Raw genomic sequence first — 18,854 nt, 5'->3', positions numbered from 1 at the left:
GCGGCTCAGAGCACCTCGATCCGGGGTCCGCTCAGCCGGCGCCGGCAGTCGAGCACGTAGTCGGCGTGGGCCTCGACGAGCTCGTAGTCGAAGGCGTCGTGGTCGGTGATGAGCACGACGGCGTCGGCGGCCTCCAGCTCCTCCTTGGTGAGGTCGACCCGGACGAGCCGGTTGTCGACGCGGTGGCCCTCGACGACGTGCGGGTCGGCGGCACGGACCTCGGCGCCCATGTCGAGCAGGAGCTGGGAGATGCGCAGCGCGGGCGACTCGCGGGCGTCGCCGGTGTTCTTCTTGTAGGCGAGGCCGAGCAGCAGGACGCGGGAGCCGTTGACCGACCGCTTGCGGGCGTTGAAGGCGTTGACCAGGCGCCGGGTCACGAAGTCCGGCATGTGGTTGTTGATGTCGTTGGCGAGTTCGACGAAGCGGAAGCTGGTGCCGAGTTCGCGCTGAACGTGCCAGGAGAGGTACGAGGGGTCGATGGGCAGGCAGTGGCCGCCGACGCCGGGCCCCGGGGTGAAGCGCATGAAGCCGAAGGGCTTGCTGGAGGCGGCGTCGATGGCCTGCCACACGTCGATGTCGAGGTGGCGGGCGAACATCGCGATCTCGTTGACGAGGGCGATGTTGACGTGCCGGAAGGTGTTCTCCAGGAGCTTGGCGAGCTCGGCCTCCTTGGGCGAGCTCACCGGCACCGTGGTCTCGACGAGTCCGTCGTAGAACTTCCGGACCGCCTTGAGGGAGGCCTTGTCCACTCCGGAGACCACCTTGGGGGTCTGCTCGAAGCCCCAGACCGGGTTGCCGGGGTCGATCCGCTCCGGGCTGTAGCCCAGGTGGAAGTCGGCTCCGGCGACCAGCCCGGAGCCCTCTTCGAGGAGCGGCCCGAACAGCTCCTGGGTGGTGCCGGGGTAGGTGGTCGACTCCAGGATGACGGTCGCGCCGGGGCGCAGGTAGCGGGCGAGGTCCCGGGCCGACTCCTCGATGTAGCGGAGGTCGGGGGGTGCCCTCGTGCAGCGGGGTGGGCACGGTGACGACGGCGACGTCGAAGCCGCCGCAGTCGCGCACGGCGTCGCTCGCCCGGTAGCTGCCGGCCTCCAGGGCGGCGCGCAGCCGCTCGGAGGAGACGTCCTCGACGTACGACTCGCCCGCGGCGAGGCTCTTGACCCGCTCGGTGTCCACGTCGTACCCGATCACCTCGTGACCGGTCTCGGCGGCCCGGATGGCGAGCGGCAGGCCGACATAGCCCTGTCCAACCACGACGACGCGCATCATGACTCCCTGCTGGCGGTGCTGACCGGGGTGACGGACGGGGTGGGGCGCAACAGCTCCCGGCCCGTCATGAGGGCGAAGGAGACGTTGGTGGTGAGGTAGCGGCGGCCGAGCCGGCGCGGCTCCTGGAGCGCCCGGTAGAGCCACTCGAAGCCGAGCCGCTGCCAGCGTTCGGGGGGCGCGGCGGGTGACGCCGGCGAGGACGTCGAAGGAGCCGCCGACGCCGTGCACGAGCGCCACCTTGCTGCGCTCGCCGTAACCGGCGGTGAAGATCTCCTTCTTGGGGGAGGTCATGCCGAGGAACAGCATGTGGGCGCCGCTCTCGGCGATCGCGTCGGCGATGGCGGGCTGGTCGGCGTCCTCGAAGTAGCCGTGCCGGCTGCCGGCGACCCGCAGGCCGGGGAAGCGGACGGCGACCCGGCGGAGCATCTCGTCCAGGACGGGCTGCTTGGCGCCGAGGAAGTAGACGGAGAGTCCGGCCCTCTCGGCCTCGCCGAGCAGCCGGGTGAACAGGTCGATGCCGGCGACGCGTTCGGGCAGCGGGCGGCGCAGCAGGCGGCCCGCCCAGACGACGGCCTGCCCGTCGGCGAGCACGAGGTCGCAGCCGGAGACCGCCCGGGCGAGGGCGGGATCGCGTCGCATGTTGACCAGTTTGGCCGCGTTGACGACGCCTATCTCCAGGCGCTCCCCGGCGCGTACGGCGGAGAGGCAGCGGGCGACGGTCTCGTCCATGGTGAGCGCGTCGAGCCGCACGCCGAACAGGGTCTGCCGCTTCGCCGGGTGCCCGGTGCGGGGGTCGGGGGTCATCTCGCGATCCCTCCCAGCCAGGCGTGGAGCATCCAGCCGAACTCGTACGGGCGGCACTCGCGGTCGACCGCGGTCGGCCGGAACACCCCGTCCAGCGGGCCGAGCCGGAGCCCGGGGGCGACGCGGGTGGTCAGGCCGCGGGCGGCGCGCACGGCCTTCTTGGGGTCGCCGCGGTACACCTTGCGCCAGGTGACGCCGAGCTCGTCCAGGATCATCGGCTCGCTCAGGCCGGCGGCGGTGAGTTCGGGCACGTCGGTCATCCAGCGCAGGCCCTTGCGGATCGGCTCGCCGAAGTCGGTGCCGCCGGCCTCGGTCAGGTCGAGGAGGGCGGTCGGGGCCATGGCGTGCTGGTGGACGCTGTAGACCGGGTACCCCTCCACGACGGTGCCCCGGCGGGCGTCGTAGTGCCACCACCACTGGCCGCCGTCGCCCTGGAGGGCGCAGATGCGGGTGGCGCAGGCGTCGGCGGCGGCGAGCGCCTCCGGGTCGTCGCCGCTCGCGTGGGCGCGGGCGAGGGCCTGCAGCGGGTAGGTCTGGTCGGCGAAGCAGCCGATGTGGGCGCGGTACCAGGGGTTGAGGCCGGGTCCGGTGGCGTGCGGGAAGAGCGGGCTGGTGCCGATCCGGGCGCGCAGCAGGCGGTCGCGGGCGCTCTTCAGCCGGTCCTCGACGTCGAGCGTGGCGCGGGCGGCGGCGAGCGCGGAGAGCACCCAGGCGGCCTCGACGGTGTACTGGGGGCGGCCGGGCTCGTCCAGGGCGGTGACCCGGTCGAGGGCGTCGGACAGCTTGGGGTGGCCGGTCTCGGCGGCGGCCCAGGCGATCAGTGCCGCGTCGCCGAGGTTGCGCACCCCGGGCAGCCGCTCGATCAGCTCTCCGGCGAACTCCTCGGCGGTGTGGCCGCCGAGGACAGCGCGCTGCCGGTCGAGGGGGAGGAAGCGGGCGCCGAGCACGGTGATCGCGGCGTAGCGGATGCTGGTGCCGCGCTGCTCCAGGCGGACGGTGCCGTCGTCGGCGCGGTGGCCGGCGCGGGTGAAGACGAAGCCGTTCCCCTCCGGCAGGAGCATGGCGGGGAGTCCCCGCTCGGCCACCGCGAGCAGGCGGGTGGCGAGGTCGTGGAGCGGCCGGTCCGCTCGGGCGAGCTCCGTCATCCGTGAACTGCTTGGACTGTCGGGTGTGTTGGCAGGACGATCTGACACACCCACCCCCCTCGGGTCGGTTCGGATCAGGGCGCTGATCCGGATCGGCTGGCTGTTGGCGCACGTGCGGAATTGCGGGCGTTGCGGGCGTTGCGGGTCGGTGGTGGCGTGGGCGCCCGGCGCACGCGCACGACGGATTCGCGGCACCCTGGAGGGATGCCGCAGTCGCGCGTCGGCGCGGGTGGCTTCTACTCGGCGGCTCCCCAGCCGCGTTGAACATGACGATGAGAACAGCGGAAACAGCGATGAGAACAGCGGAAACAGCACGGACAGGCGGGCCCGAAGCGACGGCGCTTCGGCCTCCTGCCGGTGGAACCCCCCACGGACACCCCCAGCGCACAGCGCGAACGTTGTGCTCAACTCGCAGCGTACAACGGGAAGATAGGCCTACAACACGGTGTCGATGAGGGCTTTCGAGGAATTGGTGGCAAGCAGTCGCTAAGCCGCCCCGATCCCGCCTAACTCACGGACGTGCAGCGGCTACAGTGGGCGCGCGATCACCCGCGTACCGCATTCTCACGGCAGTTGGGGTCCTTGCACTGTGTATCTTGCCGACCGTTCCACACCGCAGGGGGCGACCTCCGCGCAGGACCGCCTGCGGGGCACGGCCCGGGCGGTCTCCCCGACCGTGCTGGCGCTCGGCACGGTCAGCCTGGTCACCGACGTGTCCACGGAGATGGTCACGGCGGTGCTGCCGCTCTACCTCGTGATGGGGCTCGGGCTCAGTCCGCTCGGCTTCGGCATGCTCGACGGGGTCCAGAACGGGGTGAGCGCCCTGGTCCAGCTGACCGGCGGCCACCTGGCCGACCGGGTGCGCAACCACAAGCTGATCGCGGGGATCGGCTACGGCCTGTCGGCGCTGGTGAAGCCGCTGCTGCTGGTCCACCACCTGGGCGCGCTGGGCGTGGCCCTGGCCCTGGACCGCACCGGCAAGGGGCTGCGCACGGCGCCGCGGGACGCGTTGATCTCGCTCTCCGTGCCGCCGGAGCGGCAGGGCCGGGCCTTCGGCCTGCACCGGGCGATGGACACCACGGGGGCGCTGCTGGGCCCGATCGCCGCGTTCCTGATCCTGGGCGTGGCGGCGGGCGGTTACGACGCGGTGTTCGCGGTGAGCGGCTGCGTGGCGGCGCTCGGGGTGCTGGTCCTGCTTCTTTTCGTTCCGAGCGGAAAGAAATCCCCGGCACCGGCGCCATCGGCATCGGCATCGGCATCGGCATCGGCGGCCGACGTCCCCGGGGAACGGGCCGACCTGCGGGCCGCGTTCGGCCTGCTGCGGGGCCGGCGGCTGCGGGCGCTGTTCGGCTGTGCCGTGCTGCTGGGCCTGACCACCGTGAGCGACGCGTTCCTCTACCTGCTGCTGCAACGCCGTACGGGCGTGGCGGAGCAGTTCTTCCCGCTGCTCCCGCTCGGGACCGCCGCCGTCTTCCTGCTGCTCGCCCTGCCGGCCGGGCGGCTGGCGGACCGGATCGGGCGGCGGACGGTGTTCCTGGCCGGGCACGCGTCCCTGCTCCTCGGCTACGGGCTGCTGCTGTGGGCGCCGGACCTCCCGGCGCTGCCGTACCTGGTGCTCGCCCTGCACGGCGCGTTCTACGCGGCCACCGACGGCGTGCTGCCCGCGGCCGTCGCCGCGGTGGTGCCGGAGCGGCTGCGGGCCAGCGGCATCGCCCTGGTCGGCACCGGCCAGGCGCTGGCCCGCTTCTGCTGTTCCCTGGCCTTCGGAGCCGCCTGGGCCGCGTGGGGCGACGGCCCCGCGCTCGCCGCGGCGGCCGCCGGCCTCGCCTGCTGCGCGGCCGTCGCCGGTGTCGCGCTGCGCCCGACGGGAGATCCTCGATGACCCTCACCCCGCTGCGCCGCCTGCTCGTCCTCGCCGCCGGGGTGCTGCTCCTCACCGGGGTCGGCGCCTGGTCGGTGCTCTCGGCCGCCGACCGGGCCGCCGAGGAGAACACGCCGCGGGCGGGCGGGCCCGCGTTCGCGGAGGGGAGGGTGAACCTGAAGGATCCGGGCCGGCTGGTCTTCCGCAACATGGCCGCGGGCCCGCAGCGCGACCGGCTCGTCTCCGTCCCGGCCGGCTCCCCCGCCGGGGCGACCCGCACCGCCTCGGACGTCTCCTGCCTGCGCTTCCACGCCGCCGCCGGCACCGGTGTGTGCCTGCAGGCGACCACCACGCTCGGCCGGCCCTCGTACCGGGCGCGGATCCTCGACTCCGGCCTGCGCACCCTGCGGACCTATCCCGTCGCGGGCATCCCGAGCCGTGCCCGGGTCTCCCCCAGCGGCCGGCTGGCCGCGTGGACGGTGTTCGTGAAGGGCGAGTCGTACGGAACGGCGTTCTTCTCCACCCGGACGTCCGTCCTGGACACCCGTGGCTGGAAACTGTCGCCGAACCTGGAGGAGTTCGCGATCACCCTGAACGGCGCGCCCTACCGCAACGCGGACGTCAACTTCTGGGGCGTGACCTTCACGGGCGACGACGACACCTTCTACGCCACCCTGAGCACGCGCGAGAAGACGTACCTCGTACGCGGCTCGCTCGCCGGGCGCAGCGTCACCGGCCTGGCGGAGAACGTGGAGTGCCCCTCGCTCTCCCCGGACGGGACGCGGGTCGCGTACAAGAAGCGGGTGCTCGGCACGGCGGCGCTGTGGCGCGAGCACGTCATGGACCTGCGCACCCTGAAGTCGACCGCGCTCGCCGAGCGCCGCAGCGTCGACGACCAGGCCGTCTGGCTCGACGACCGGACCCTCGCCTACGCGCTGCCCGCCACCGAGGGCCGGACCGGCGTCGAGGACACCTGGACCGTACCGGCCGACGGGACGGGCACGCCGCGGCTCCTGCTCTCCGAGGCCCAGGCCCCGCCGCGCGCGACGGGGTGAGCGGGCCCGCCCTCCGCTACGGATAGGTCCGCACGTCGTCGGTGTACTCGCGGGCCCGCTCCCGTACGAGCTCGGGCAGCGTCCCCCGGGCCAGGTCCGCGAGGGTCGTGCCCTCCAGGACCTGCCGCAGGCTCGCCCGTACGGCACGCCACACGTCCGGCATGGGGGCGGCGGCGCCCTGGTACTCCAGGCCCGTCAGCTTGAGGTCGCGGACGCTGACGAGCGGGCCGTCCATGGCCCGGATGACGTCGGCGACGGTGATCTCCCCGGGCGGTCTGGTCAGCGCGTAACCGCCGTCGGGGCCCCGCACGCTGGAGACCAGCCGGGCCTGGCGCAGGTCGCTGAGCACGACGAAGAGAAAGCGGACCGGGATGTCCTGGCGTCCGGCGATGTCCTCCGCCTTCAGCGGCCGGTCCTGCTCGCCGGCCAGTTCCGCCATGGCGCGGATGGCGTAGTCCGTTCGTGCTGAGATCCTCACCCGTTCAATGTCTCACGCCCGGTCGGCGGGTGGCCTCCGCCGGGGTGCGGATCCGTCAACGACACGCCCACGTGACCTGGTTGTCCGGAAGCCGCATTGCGACTCCACTTTGTTCATCGACATAGTGAACTTCATTCGTGCAGTGTCCGCCCGACCCGGAGGTGTCCGACGTGTCCGTGGTGTCCGCTCCCTCGCCCGATTCACCCGCGGCCCCCGCTCCCGGGCGCCCGCGCCCCACCGTCGCGGTCGTCGGCGCGGGCGCGGCCGGTGCGCTCGTCGCCGTCCAGCTGTGCGAGGCGGCCGCCCGTCGGCGCACCCCCCTCGACCTGGTCCTCATCGACCCGGCGGCGGAGGCGGGACGGGGCGTCGCGTACTCCACGGAGGTGCCCGAGCACCGCCTCAACGTCCCGGTCGGCGGCATGAGCTGCTACCCGGACGACCCCGGCCACTTCCGCCGCTGGCTCTGCCGCCACGGCGAACCCACCGTCACCGCCGCGGACTTCGCCTCCCGCTACCGCTACGGCTCCTACCTCGCCGACACCCTCGGCCGCGCCATCATCACGGCGCACGGCACCGTCTCCGTACGCCGGCTGCGCACCCGGGCCACCGGCTGCGCCGAGGCCGCCGGCGGGCGGGTCGAGCTGCGGCTCGCGGACGGCGGCACGGTGACGGCGGACAGCGTGGTCCTCGCCACCGGCCCGGCGGCCGGCCGCTCGGACTGGGCCCCGGAGGAACTGCGCGGCTCCGAGCGCTTCATCGCCCGCCCGTGGACGCCGGGCGCGCTGGACGCCGTGGCCGACTCCGACGACGTGCTGCTCGTCGGCACCGGGCTGACCGCCGTCGACCTCGCGCTCGTCCTCGACCGGCCCGGACGCACGGTGCACGCCGTCTCCCGCACCGGCCTGCTGCCCCAGCCGCACGCGCTCGCCCCGCTCCAGGCCGTGCTGCCGCCCCGGGACCTGGCGGTGCTCCCCTTCGCCCGGCTCCGCCGCGAGGTGCTGCGGTACGTCGCCGAGACCCGCCGCACGCACGGCGACTGGCGGCCCGCGTTCGACGGCCTGCGCCCCTGGATCGGGCAGCTCTGGCAGGGGCTCACCGACGACGAGCGGGCCGAGTTCCTGGGCCGCGACGCCACCCCCTGGAACGTGCACCGGCACCGGATGGCCCCGTCCACCGCCGAGACCGTCGCCCGGGCGCGGGCGGCCCGCAGACTGCGGATCCACTCCGGCCGGATCGCCTCCGCCGCGCCCCGCGAGGACGGCGGCCTCACCGTCTCCCTCGCCGACGGCGGCACGCTGCGGGTGGCCTGGGTGGTGGACTGCACGGGGCCCGGGCTGCGGGCCGACGCGGGCGGCGACCCCCTGTGGACCGGCCTGCTCGGCGACGGCCTCGCCGTTCCCGGGCCGCTCGGCATCGGCGTGGCCACCGACGCGGGCCGGCTCCTCGACGCCGCCGGGCGCGCGGAGCGCCCGCTGTTCACGCTGGGCGCGCCCCGGCGCGGCGAGCTGTGGGAGACCACCGCGATCCCCGAGATCCGCGGTCAGGCCAAGGAGATCGCCGAGGCCGTCCTCGCCCCGTTCGGCGGCGCCCCGCGGCCGGTCCGCCGCAGGCCCACCGACCAGTTCGGGCTTCCGTTGTCCACCCACGCCGCCGCGGCGGCCTCGTTCCGCGGCGGGCTCGGCCGGGTGATCACCGTCCGGGCGAAGGCGGCGGAGGCCTTCGCGCGGGCGACGGAGCTGGACCCCGGGTTCGCTCTCGGGCACGCCGCACTGGCCTTGCTGGGGCACGAGTGCGGGGCCGAGGTCGACGTGGCCCGGGCGCTCGCGGACGCGCAGCGCAGCGTGCGGGAGCGGGGGGACGAACGGGAGCGCTCGTTCGTGGAGATGGTCACCCGGCGGGTCGAGACCCACGGTGCCGGACCCGGCGGACCGGACGGCCCCGACGGCCCGGGCGCCGGCGACCGGGCCCTCATCGCCCACCTGGACCGCTTCCCCGGTGACGCCTTCGCGCTCGCCGTCGCGGTCCCCACCATCGCCTTCTCCGGGGTCGGGGACATCGACGGTTCGCTGGCGCGGCGCCTGGTGGAGGGCACCGCGCACGCCTACGAGGGCCACTGGTTCCACACCTCGCTGCTGTCCTTCGTGCGGCAGGAACAGGGCCGGATCGACGAGGCGGGCGAGCTCGCGCGGACGGCCCTCGCGGCGGAGCCCGCCTCCGGCCACGCCGTGCACGCCCTCGCCCACGTCCACTACGAGTCGGGCGACCACCAGGCCGGCCGGGACTGGCTCGACGGCTGGATCGGCTCCCAGGGGCGCGGCGCCGTGCACCGGGCGCACTTCTCCTGGCACGTGGCGCTGCACGAGCTCGCCCTCGACGACGCCGCGGCGGTGCGCCGCCGCTGGTACGCGCAGCTCGCCCCCGGGCAGGTGAACGGCGTGCGGGCGCTGGTCGACTCGGGCTCGCTCCTGTGGCGTGCCCGGATGGCGCAGAACTGGACCGGCCGGGTACCGGTCGACGGCGTGCTCGACGCCTGCGCCCGCGAGCTGGTCGAACGCCCCGCGTCCGCCTTCACCGCGCTGCACGGCGCCGTCGCCCTCACCGCCGCCGGCGACCTGCCCGCGCTGCGCCGGCTGCGGACCCACGCGGCGGGCGCGGACCCGGTGCAGCGCGAGGTGGTCGTCCCGCTGTGCAGCGCGCTGGAGGCCGTCCTGGAGGAGGAGTGGAACACGGCGGTCCGGGGGCTGCGCGAGCTGCTGCCCTCACTGCGCCGGGTGGGCGGCAGCGCGGCCCAGCGCGAGGTCGTCGAGGAGACGCTGCTGTACGCGCTGGTGGAGGCGGGCCACGCCGACACCGCACGCGACCTCCTGGAACAGCGCCTCGACCGCCGCGCCTCCCCGCTCGACCGGCGCCGGCTGGCCGGACTGGCCGGAGGCGCCTGACGGCCGGTCACCCTCCCCACCCGCCCCCATAGGATCAGGTCCTCTGCCGGAGCAGGCGAAGAAGTCGACGGAGGGCCACGACCATGGCGGACCAGCGGGTGTACCTGGTGACCGGCGGCGGGACGGGCATCGGCGCCGCCACCGCGCGGCTGCTGCGCGGGGCGGGTCACCACGTGGTGGTCTCCGGCCGCCGCCCCGAACCCCTGCGGCTCGTGGCGGCGGAGACCGGGGCGCTGCCCGTCCCGTCGGACATCACCGAGCCGGCGGACGTGCGCGCCCTCGTCGAGACGGCCGTCACCGCCTACGGCCGCCTCGACGGGCTGGTGCTCAACGCCGGGATCGGGCGCGGCGGAAGCGTGGGCTCGGTGACGCTGGAGGACTGGGAGTCGGTCATGCTGACCAACCTCACCGGCCCCTTCCACCTGCTGCGGGCCGCGCTCCCGCACCTCCTCGAAGCCCGCGGCGCGGTGGTCGCGGTCGCCTCGGTCTCCGCCCTGCGCAACGGCGTCGGCAACGCCGCCTACGCCACCTCCAAGGCGGCGCTCCTCCAGCTCTGCCGCTCGCTCGCGGTCGACTACGCGGGCGCGGGGCTGCGCGCCAACACGGTGTGCCCGAGCTGGGTGCGCACCGACATGGCGGACCGCCGCATGAGCCGCTTCGCGGAGGAGGCGGGACTCGGGGCGGGCGGGGTCGACGCGGCGTACGAGGAGGTCACCCGGCCGCTGCCCGCCGGGCGGCCCGCCGAGCCCCGCGAGGTCGCCGAGGCCGTCGCCTGGCTGCTGTCCCCCGCCGCCTCCTTCGTGAACGGCGCGACCCTCACGGTCGACGGCGGCACGACCGCCCTGGACCCGGGCACCCTGGCCTTCGACTTCCGCGTCGAGCCGCGGGAGGCTCGCGACTGAGCTGCTGAGCTGCTGAGCTGCTGAGCTGCTGGGCAGCTGCCCAGCTGGGCCGCCGTCGCAGCGTTTCCGCATCGTATGGTGGGTGGTATGCCCGACCCATCCGGCCCATCCGGCCCGTCCGGCCCGTCCGGCCCGTCCGGCCCGTCTCACGGGATCACGACGGGCGCCGTCGCGCGGCGCCTGGGCGTCTCCCCCACCACGGTGCGCTCCTGGGACCAGCGGTACGGCATCGGACCCGCCGTCCGCGCGGACGGACGGCACCGCCGGTGGAGCCCCGCGGACGTCGCGATGCTGGAGGAGATGTGCCGCCTCACGGCCTCCGGCGTCCCGCCCGCCGAGGCGGCCCGGGCCGCCAGGGCCGCCCAGGCGGTGCTCCCCGGCGCCGCGCCTCCGGAGGAACCCCGGGAGACGGCCCCCCGCCGGGCGGGGCCCGGCGGCGGGCTGCCGCTGGGCGACGTACGGCAGGAGTGCCGGGGGCTCGCCCGCGCGGCCGTGCGCCTCGACGGTCCGGCCATGGAGGTGCTGCTGCGGCAGGTGCTGGCGGAGCACGGGCTGGTCACCGCGTGGGAGGAGATCATGGCCCCGACGCTGCACGCGGTGGGCCGGAAGTGGGAGTCCTCCGGGGACCGTTACGTCGAGGTGGAGCACCTGCTGTCCTGGCACGTCTCCACCGCGCTGCGGCGGGGCGCCGTCGCCGGACCCGCCTCCCCGCTCGCCCCCGTCGTGCTGGCCTGCGTCCCCGGCGAGCAGCACACGCTGCCCCTGGAGGCGCTCGCCGCCGGACTGGCCGAACAGGGCCTGCCGACCCGGATGTTCGGCGCGGCCGTGCCCGCGGAGGCCATCGACGCGGCGGTGCGTCGGTCGGGGCCCGCCGCCGTCGTGCTCTGGTCACAGGCGCGCTCCACCGCGCACCACGCCCTGGCCCGGCACCTCGCGGGCACCTCGTTCGGGGTGCGGGGAGCGCGCACCGCTCCCCTGGTCCTGCTCGCGGGCCCCGGCTGGCTCGGCCGGACGCCCGCCCCCGGCACGGCGCGGCCGACCGGACTGCGCGAGGCGATCGCCGTGATCTCCCGGCTGTACGGGGAGCCCGCGGGCGGCGTCACGGCCTGACCCCGCGACCGCCCGCTCGCGCCCGGGGGCGGCCCGCCGTTGCCGGGCCCCGCCGGCCGGGGGACGGAGCCGCCCGTGCGGGCCCGGCAGTCCGCGTAGCCCGGGAGGGCGGGAGGACGGTCCGCGTGCGCTCGGTCGTTCGGGACGCTGCCGTACGGGAGCCCGGGGTCAGGCCCCGCCCCGGTCCGCCCGGAAGCGCTCCAGGGCCTCCGCGAGGTCGACCAGCGGCTCCGGGTAGTCCAGGGACGCCCGGTCGAGCCCGACCAGCCGCCAGGGCTCGTGGACGGCCGGACCGTCGAGGCCGGCGAGCTCCGGGACCCAGCGCCGGACGTAGGCGCCGTCCGGGTCGTAGCGCCTGGCCTGCCGCACCGGGTTGAGGACGCGGTTGGGCCGGGTGTCCGTGCCGGTGCCCGCCGCCCACTGCCAGTTGAGCTGGTTGTTCGCGACGTCGCCGTCCACCAGCAGGCCGAGGAAGTGGCGGGCCCCCTCGCGCCAGTCGATGCGGAGCGTCTTCGTCAGGAAGGAGGCGGTGAGCAGCCGGCCCCGGTTGTGCATCCACCCTTCGTGGGCGAGCTGGCGCATGGCGGCGTCCACGACCGGGTAGCCGGTCCGTCCCTCCCGCCAGGCGGCGAGGTCCGCCTCGGCGTCGGCGCCCCGGCGCCAACGGTCGTGCCGTGGACGGTAGTCGGCGCCCGCCGCCGAGGGGCGCGCGGCCAGGACCTGGTGGTGGAAGTCGCGCCAGCACAGCTGCCGCACGAACGCGGCGGCCCCCGCGCCGCCCCGCCGGTTCGCCCGGTGCACCGCCTCGGTCGCGGAGACGGCGCCGAAGTGGAGGTAGGGCGAGAGGCGGGAGGTGACGTCGCCGGCCAGGTCGTCGTGGCGCTCCTCGTACGCGTCGGCGTGGGCCGCGAGCCACGCGCCCAGCCGTGCGCGCCCCTCGCTCTCGCCCCCGACGGCGAGCGCGGGCGAGACGTCCGCGACGGCGGCCCGCCGCGGGAGCGGCGCGGACCGCACCCCGGCGGGCACGCGGACCGCCCGCGGGGCGGCCAGGGGGGTCCGGATCGGCTCGGCGGCCCAGCGCCGGTGGTACGGGGTGAACACGGCGAAGTGGTCCGAGCCCTGCGGGAGGACGTCGCCGGGCGGGACGACGGTGACGACGCCGTCGTGCACGTAGAGCCGCCGGCCGTCGTTCTCGAGCGCCTTGCGCAGCCGGGCCTCCCGCGCGGCGGCGAAGGCCGTGACCCCCGCCGCCATGTGCACCTCGTCGGCCTCGGTCCGCCGCACCAGGTCCAGCACCTCGGAGACGGTGTCGCCCTCCCGCACCACGAGGCGGCCGCCGCGCTCCGCGAGGCCCCGGTCGAGGTCGGCGAGGCAGTCGGCGAGGAAGGCGAGCCGGTTGGGAGCGGCGAAGCCCGCACGGTCCACGGCCGGGTCGCGGACGAACACGGGGACCACCTCCTCGGCCCCTTCGAGCGCGGCCCTGAGCGGCGGATGGTCGTGCACCCTGAGGTCCGAGGTGTACAGAACGACGGAGACGGTCATCGCGCCCTCCCTGCTGGGCCGCCGTCCGCGAACCCGCGCCGGCGGCGTACGTACTGGTCGCAGACTCCTGCACCCCGGGTTTCCGGCCCGGGAGGCCGTCCGGATGCACCTGATGCGGAAACGGCCGAAGAACGCGGTCGCCCGGCTCCCGTGGTCGGGAACGGCCGGGTTCTGCCCGAGAATGCGGGGCATGGACAGTTGGAATCCACCAGAGAGCGGGCCGTTCGTCGGGCGGGAAGGGGCCGTCCGGGAGCTGGGCGCGCTGGTGTCCGGGCGGTCGCTCGTGACGCTGGTGGGCATGGGCGGCATCGGCAAGTCCCGGCTCGCCGCGCGGGTGGCCGGGGAGTGCGGGCCGGAGGCGTTCGCCGCCGTGCACTGGGTCCCGCTCTGGTCGCTGAGCGGCCCGTCGCTGGTCACCTCGCTGGTCGCCGACGCCTGCGGCCTGTCGGACCACTCGGCCGGCGATCCGGTGGACGGCCTGGCCGAGTGGATCGGCGGCCGCCGCGTGCTGCTGGTCCTGGACTCCTGCGAGCACGTCCTCGCCGCCTGCGCCGCGCTGGTCCGCGTCCTCCTCGCGCGCTGCCCCGGGCTGGTGGTGCTCGCGACCAGCCGCGAGCCGCTCGGCCTCCCGGGGGAGACCCGGTTCCGCGTCGGCCCGCTGGACCCCGACACCGAGGCCATGGAGCTCTTCGCCGCGCGCGCGGAGGCCGTCGGCGTCCGGTGGACCCGGCCGGAGGAGTACGTCGCCGCGGCCGACGTGTGCCGCTGGCTGGAGGGGGTGCCGCTGGCCCTGGAACTCGCCGCCGGGCACCTGCGGAAGCGGCCGGTGCGGGAGATGGCCCGGCTGCTGCGCGGCAGGCTCGCCCTCGCCGAGGCCCCGGACAGCCGGGTCCAGCCGGCCCGTCACCGGGCGCTGCGGACGACGATCGGGTGGAGCCACGAACTGTGCGAGCCGCAGGAACGCCTGCTGTGGGCGCGCCTCTCGGTGTTCCGGTCCGGCGCCACGATCGAGGACGTGACCCGGGTCTGCCGGGGCGGACCGCTGACCGAGGACGTGCTGGCCGGGGCGCTCGACGGGCTGGTCCGCAAGAGCGTGGTCACGCTGTCCGGCGGCCGGGTCCACCTGTACGACACGGTGCGCGAGTACGGGGCGCTGTGGCTCGCGGAGCTCGGCGAGACCCGGGCGACGACCACCCGGCACGCCCGGCGCTTCCACGAACTCGCCCGGACCGCCGAGGACTCCTGGTGGGGTCCGGGGCAGGCGGAGGCGGCCACGCGGCTGTCCGCCTGCTACGGCGACCTGTGCGCGGCGCTGGAGCACCTGCTGGCGACCGACCCGCGGGGGGCCGCCGAACTGGCCGGGGCCGTGGGCTTCTTCTGGGCGTGCTCGGGGCACCTGCACGAGGCCTCGCACTACCTGGAGGAGTGCCTGCAACTGGTCTCCGGGCCCCCGGCCGTGATGGCGCGGGTGTGCTGGGCGCTCGGGGTGGTGCGCTGTCTGCGGGGCGAGTACGACACGGCGGCCCGGCTGGCCGGCCGGGCGGACGAGGAGGCGGTCCGGGCGGGGGACGCGACGCTGCTCGCGGACGCGGCGTACCTGCGCGGCCTGGTGATGCTGCTGCGGGGCGAGCCCCTGAACGCGCTGGCCGTCGCCGACCGCGCGCTGACCGGGCCGGTGGCCGGCGCGGCCGCGGCGGCGCGGTGCCGGCTGGTGCGGGTCTTCGCGCTGACGGCCTCCGGGGCCCTGCGCAGGGCCCGGGCCGCGGCGGAGGCGCTGCGGGACGACTCGGTCGCGGCGGGCGAGCACTGGACGCGTTCCTACACCGAGTACCAGCTGGCGGTGATAGCGCTGTTCGAGGAGCGCGCCTCGGACGCCGCCGCGCACTCCCGGGCCATGCTGCGCGACAAGCGTCTGATCGGCGACGCCTTCGGCCTGGGCCTGGGCCTGGATCTGCTGGCGGTCGCGCTGGCGGCGCTGGAGCGGGGCGAGGAGGCGGCGGTCGCGTACGGCGCGGGCCAGGTGTTCTGGGAGATGGTCGGTCATCCCCAGCGCGGCACCCCGGAGTTGAAGCCGCTGCGGCAGGACGCGGAGCGGGCGGCGCGGCTCCAGATAGGCGACGGGGCGTACGAGGAGGCGTACGAACTGGCCCGGCTCGCCGACCCGTTCACGACCCTGGAGACGATGCTGGCCGGATGAGCGGTCACGGGCGCGGGTCCGGCGGGCGCGGGTCCGGGGTGCCGTTCCCTTCCCCGGACCCTCGCCCGCCCTCGGCCCCGCCCTCGGCCCCGCCCTCGGCCCCGCCCTCGGCGGTCCGGGCGACGGCCTCCGCCTCGGCGGTCCGGGCGATGTTCCGGGCCATGCCGCCGAAGACCACGGCGTGGAAGGGGGCCACGCTCCACCAGTACGCCTGCCCGGCGAGGCCCCGGGGGTGGAAGAGCGCCCGCTGGCGGTACGCGGTGCGGCCCCGTTCGTCGCGGTCGACGCCCATTTCCAGCCAGGCGAGACCGGGCAGGCGCATCTCGGCGCGGAGGCGGAGCAGGCGGCCGCGGTCGATCTCCTCCACCCGCCAGAAGTCCAGCGCGTCACCCGCCCGGAGCCGTTCGGCGTCCCGGCGGCCCCGGCGCAGTCCCACGCCCCCGACGAGCCGGTCGGCCCAGCCCCGGACCGCCCAGGCGAGGGGGAACGAGTACCAGCCGTTCTCGCCGCCGACGCCCTCGATGACCCGCCACAGCGCCTCCGGGCTCGCGTCGACGGCGCGCGAGCGTTCGTCGGTGTACAGGCTGCCGCCGGCCCAGTCGGGGTCGGTCGGCAGCGGGTCGCTCGGCGCGCCGGGCGTGGCGGCGGAGGACCAGCGGGTGGTGACCCGGGCGTCCCGGACCCGGCGCAGGGCGAGCCGCAGCGACTCGTCGAAGGTGCGGGGCTCCCCCGGGCCGTCGGGGACGTAGCGGGTGATGTCGTCCTCGGTGCGGACGACCTCGTGCCGGAGCGATTCGGCGAGCGGCCGGGCCAGGGCGGCGGGGACCGGGGTGACCAGTCCGATCCAGTGGCTGGAGAGCCGGGGCGTGAGCATCGGCACGGAGACGATGAGGCGCTTGCGCAGTCCGGCGACCTGCGCGTACCGCACCATCATCTCCCGGTAGGTGAGCACGTCGGGGCCCGCGATGTCGAAGGTCCTGCTGACGTCCGGGGGCATGGCGGCGCTGCCCGCGAGGTAGCGGAGCACGTCGCGGACCGCGATGGGCTGTACGCGGCTGCCGACCCAGCTCGGCGTGACCATGACGGGCAGCCGTTCGGTCAGGTAGCGCAGCATCTCGAAGGAGGCCGAGCCGGAGCCGATGACGACGGCGGCCCGCAGGACCGTGGTGGGGACGCCCGAGGCGAGCAGGATGCGCCCGACCTCGGTGCGGGACCGCATGTGCGGCGAGAGGGACGCGTCCGGTACGCCGCGCGGGGCGAGGCCGCCCAGGTAGACGATGCGGCGCAGGCCGGCCGCCCGGGCCTCGGTGGCGAAGGTGCGGGCGGCGAGCCGGTCGGCTTCCTCGAAGCGCGCCGTCGAGGCCATCGAGTGGACGAGGTAGTAGCCGATCTCGACGCCGTCGAGGGCCGCCCGCAGGCTCACGGCGTCGGTGACGTCCCCGCGTACGATCTCCACCCGCCCGGCCCAGGGGAAGTCCCGCAGCTTCTCCGGATGCCGGGCGACGCACCGCACCCGGTACCCCCGGTCGAGCAGCTCCGGCACGAGCCGCCCGCCGATGTACCCGCTCGCGCCGGTGACCAGGCAGAGGGCGCCCTCGGAGGGGTTGGGAGTGTCCATGCGCTGATCCGTTCCACCGGGGTTCGTGGCGTGGTCGCGGCCGGGTCCGGGCCGCGCACGCCCTTGTGCCGATGGTTCGGCGCGGAGCGGGTCCGCGGATGCGGGGAGCGGCCGGCGGCGGGCTTCAGTCGCCGTCGGGGGCGGGCTCCATGGAGCGCAGGGCCGCCTGGGCCCGCTTCTCCATCTCCTCCTCCGGGACGTCCTCGACGTGCGTGGCGAGGTTCCAGCGGTGGCCGAACGGGTCCTCCAGCTGCCCGGTGCGGTCGCCGTAGAACTCGTCCTTGACCGGCGACAGCTCCTTCGCGCCCCGGGCCAGGGCCCGGGCGAAGACCTGGTCGACGTCCTCGACGTACACGTGGAGGGTGATGGGCGTCCCGCCCACCGCCTTCGGCGAGCGGAAGCCCATCTCGGGGTACTCGTCGGCGAGCATGAGGACCGAGTCGCCGAGCTCCAGCTCGGCGTGGCCGATCCTGCCGTCGGGCGCCGGCATCCGCGTCCGCTCGGTCGCGCCGAGCACGGCGACGTAGAAGTCGATCGCCGCGGCGGCTCCGTCGACGCAGAGGTACGGCGTGACGCGCGGACGTCCCTCGGGAACGGGCTTGACGGCCACCGGACTCCCGCCTTTCCGAAGCAGGGCGATCACCGCCGACCGCCGACGGCGACCACTCCTATCCCGAAGCCCGGCGAAAGGGTCCGGCGCCACGCGGAGAACGGGTGCCGGATGCCCCGAAGGGACGTGGTCCCGCCCGTGCCCCCAGGTGTGCGGCCGGTCCGGCGGAGGGTCAGAGCCAGCCGTTGCGGCGGAAGCCCCGGTGGATGACGAAGCAGGCGACGGCCATGACGCCGAGGACCACGGGATAGCCGTAGGTCCAGCGCAGCTCGGGCATGTGGTCGAAGTTCATCCCGTAGACGCCGCAGACCATCGTCGGGACCGCGATGATCGCGGCCCAGGCGGTGATCTTGCGCATGTCCTCGTTCTGGGCGACGGTCACCTGCGCGAGGTGGGCCTGGAGGATCGAGTCGAGCAGGGCGTCGTACGAGGCGACCTGTTCGGTGACCCGCGCCAGGTGGTCGGCGACGTCGCGGAAGTACGCGCGGATCTCGGGCGCGACGACCGGCACCGGCTCGGTCGCCAGCCGCTGCAGCGGCCTGCCCAGCGGCGTCACGGCCCGCTTGAGCTCCAGGAGCTCGCGCTTGAGCTGGTAGATGCGGCCGACGTCGCCGCGGTGCCCCTGCTCGGAGAAGACCGCCGTCTCGATCGCGTCCAGGTCGTCCTGCACGGCTTCGACGACGGCGAGGTAGTCGTCGACGACGTGGTCCGCGATGGCGTGCAGGACGGCCGAGGGCCCCTTCGCGAGCTGCTCGGGCACCGACTCCAGCACCTCGCGGAGCGGGCCGAGCGAGCCGTGTCCCCCGTGGCGGATGGTGATGACGAAGCCGGGCCCTATGAAGGCCATCAGCTCGCCGGTGTCCACCACCTCGCTGGTCGCGGTGAGCTCGTCGTGCTCCACGTACCGCACCGTCTTGAAGACGGCGAACAGCACGTCGTCGTACTGCTCCAGCTTCGGCCGCTGGTGGGCGTGGACGGCGTCCTCCACCGCGAGCGGATGCAGCCCGAACAGCTCGGCCAGCCCCGCGAACTCCTTCTCCTCCGGCTCGTGCAGCCCGATCCACACGAACCCGTCGTCCGCCCTGCGGACGCGCCGCACGGCCTCCTCGGCCGACCGGACGGCGGGCTGCCGCACCCCGTCCCGGTAGACCACGCAGTTGACGACCGCGCTGCCGAGCGGCGAGCGCGCCGGGTGGCTGAGGTCCACGGCACGCCGGTACGTCCGGCGGACCGCGCTGCGCAGACGGTGGATCATCGACACGAGGTGCTCCTTCGGCAGATCGCCGGCCAGTCTGTCAGCGGCCCGTCCGGCCTGGCCAGGCCGGAC

At 75.4% G+C, this 18,854-nt stretch carries 12 protein-coding genes and 3 pseudogenes; 6 read left to right on the top strand and 9 right to left on the bottom strand.

The features are described 5' to 3' along the window. Positions 1–5 precede the first annotated feature (5 nt). The 4 genes and pseudogenes from ABD981_RS34055 to ABD981_RS34040 form a co-directional block, all read right to left on the bottom strand. Positions 6–1,263, bottom strand: a pseudogene (locus tag ABD981_RS34055) (nucleotide sugar dehydrogenase). After that, positions 1,263–1,406: pseudogene (locus ABD981_RS34050) on the bottom strand (hypothetical protein); the annotation flags it as partial. The pseudogenes ABD981_RS34055 and ABD981_RS34050, both read right to left, overlap by 1 nt. A 70-nt stretch (positions 1,407–1,476) precedes the next feature. After that, positions 1,477–1,905: pseudogene (locus ABD981_RS34045) on the bottom strand (WecB/TagA/CpsF family glycosyltransferase); the annotation flags it as partial. Between the two features lie 161 nt (positions 1,906–2,066). Further along, the gene (locus ABD981_RS34040) at positions 2,067–3,215 is read right to left on the bottom strand and encodes a hypothetical protein (RefSeq protein WP_046907668.1); all 1,149 of its coding nucleotides are present in this window, start codon (positions 3,213–3,215) and stop codon (positions 2,067–2,069) included. 589 nt (positions 3,216–3,804) lie between these two features. Here ABD981_RS34040 and ABD981_RS34035 point away from each other — a divergent pair. Together ABD981_RS34035 and ABD981_RS34030 are read left to right on the top strand one after the other, a co-directional pair. Further along, complete coding sequence (locus tag ABD981_RS34035) at positions 3,805–5,097, top strand: MFS transporter (protein WP_205628157.1); 1,293 nt, start codon at positions 3,805–3,807, stop codon at positions 5,095–5,097. Continuing rightward, positions 5,094–6,131: a TolB-like translocation protein gene (locus ABD981_RS34030; RefSeq protein ID WP_046907669.1), complete on the top strand. Its 1,038-nt coding sequence runs from the start codon at positions 5,094–5,096 to the stop codon at positions 6,129–6,131. The genes ABD981_RS34035 and ABD981_RS34030 overlap by 4 nt, the downstream gene beginning before the upstream one ends. Before the next feature lie 16 nt (positions 6,132–6,147). Here ABD981_RS34030 and ABD981_RS34025 read toward each other — a convergent pair whose 3' ends face one another. Next, a complete protein-coding gene (locus ABD981_RS34025) occupies positions 6,148–6,609 on the bottom strand; it encodes an RrF2 family transcriptional regulator (protein WP_046907670.1) in 462 nt (153 codons plus the stop codon). A 179-nt stretch (positions 6,610–6,788) separates the two neighbouring features. Here ABD981_RS34025 and ABD981_RS34020 point away from each other — a divergent pair, with 179 nt between their 5' ends. The 3 genes from ABD981_RS34020 (at position 6,789) to ABD981_RS34010 (ending at position 11,560) form a co-directional block, all read left to right on the top strand. Beyond that, positions 6,789–9,548 carry an FAD/NAD(P)-binding protein gene (locus ABD981_RS34020; RefSeq protein WP_046907742.1) on the top strand — a complete coding sequence of 920 codons (2,760 nt, stop codon included), beginning with the start codon at positions 6,789–6,791 and terminating at the stop codon, positions 9,546–9,548. A gap of 83 nt (positions 9,549–9,631) precedes the next feature. Beyond that, a complete protein-coding gene (locus ABD981_RS34015; RefSeq protein ID WP_046907671.1) occupies positions 9,632–10,450 on the top strand; it encodes an SDR family NAD(P)-dependent oxidoreductase in 819 nt (272 codons plus the stop codon). Between the two features lie 87 nt (positions 10,451–10,537). Beyond that, on the top strand, positions 10,538–11,560 hold the full coding sequence (locus ABD981_RS34010) for a MerR family transcriptional regulator (RefSeq protein WP_046907672.1): 1,023 nt from the start codon (positions 10,538–10,540) through the stop codon (positions 11,558–11,560). A 168-nt stretch (positions 11,561–11,728) separates the two neighbouring features. On the opposite strand, the gene ABD981_RS34005 is transcribed toward ABD981_RS34010, so the two are convergent. Continuing rightward, the gene (locus ABD981_RS34005) at positions 11,729–13,102 is read right to left on the bottom strand and encodes a cryptochrome/photolyase family protein (RefSeq protein ID WP_046907673.1); all 1,374 of its coding nucleotides are present in this window, start codon (positions 13,100–13,102) and stop codon (positions 11,729–11,731) included. A gap of 190 nt (positions 13,103–13,292) precedes the next feature. On the opposite strand from ABD981_RS34005, the gene ABD981_RS34000 reads away from it, so the two are divergent. Then, entirely contained in the window at positions 13,293–15,299 is a 2,007-nt protein-coding gene (locus ABD981_RS34000) for an ATP-binding protein (protein WP_046907674.1), read from the top strand. A gap of 4 nt (positions 15,300–15,303) precedes the next feature. Here ABD981_RS34000 and ABD981_RS33995 read toward each other — a convergent pair whose 3' ends face one another. From ABD981_RS33995 to corA, 3 genes are all read right to left on the bottom strand, one after another. Next, positions 15,304–16,917 (bottom strand): SDR family oxidoreductase, encoded by a 1,614-nt coding sequence (locus tag ABD981_RS33995; protein ID WP_123954445.1) that lies wholly within the window; start codon positions 16,915–16,917, stop codon positions 15,304–15,306. A gap of 124 nt (positions 16,918–17,041) precedes the next feature. Next, positions 17,042–17,527 (bottom strand): VOC family protein, encoded by a 486-nt coding sequence (locus ABD981_RS33990; RefSeq protein WP_046907675.1) that lies wholly within the window; start codon positions 17,525–17,527, stop codon positions 17,042–17,044. Between the two features lie 172 nt (positions 17,528–17,699). After that, positions 17,700–18,782 carry a magnesium/cobalt transporter CorA gene (gene corA, locus ABD981_RS33985; RefSeq protein WP_046907743.1) on the bottom strand — a complete coding sequence of 361 codons (1,083 nt, stop codon included), beginning with the start codon at positions 18,780–18,782 and terminating at the stop codon, positions 17,700–17,702. Positions 18,783–18,854 lie beyond the last annotated feature (72 nt).

It is taken from the genome of Streptomyces showdoensis (genome assembly GCF_039535475.1).
In the GTDB taxonomy this organism is placed as follows: domain Bacteria; phylum Actinomycetota; class Actinomycetes; order Streptomycetales; family Streptomycetaceae; genus Streptomyces; species Streptomyces showdoensis.
This window is presented reverse-complemented; position numbering and strand designations above follow the sequence as displayed.

Bases quoted from the DNA above. Each gene is read 5' to 3' on its own strand.
- ABD981_RS34040 (WP_046907668.1), bottom strand. From the start codon at position 3,215: ATGACGGAGCTCGCCCGAGCGGACCGGCCGCTCCACGACCTCGCCACC.
- ABD981_RS34030 (WP_046907669.1), top strand. From the start codon at position 5,094: ATGACCCTCACCCCGCTGCGCCGCCTGCTCGTCCTCGCCGCCGGGGTG.
- ABD981_RS34015 (WP_046907671.1), top strand. From the start codon at position 9,632: ATGGCGGACCAGCGGGTGTACCTGGTGACCGGCGGCGGGACGGGCATC.
- ABD981_RS34010 (WP_046907672.1), top strand. From the start codon at position 10,538: ATGCCCGACCCATCCGGCCCATCCGGCCCGTCCGGCCCGTCCGGCCCG.
- ABD981_RS34005 (WP_046907673.1), bottom strand. From the start codon at position 13,102: ATGACCGTCTCCGTCGTTCTGTACACCTCGGACCTCAGGGTGCACGAC.
- ABD981_RS34000 (WP_046907674.1), top strand. From the start codon at position 13,293: ATGGACAGTTGGAATCCACCAGAGAGCGGGCCGTTCGTCGGGCGGGAA.
- ABD981_RS33995 (WP_123954445.1), bottom strand. From the start codon at position 16,917: ATGGACACTCCCAACCCCTCCGAGGGCGCCCTCTGCCTGGTCACCGGC.
- corA (WP_046907743.1), bottom strand. From the start codon at position 18,782: ATGATCCACCGTCTGCGCAGCGCGGTCCGCCGGACGTACCGGCGTGCC.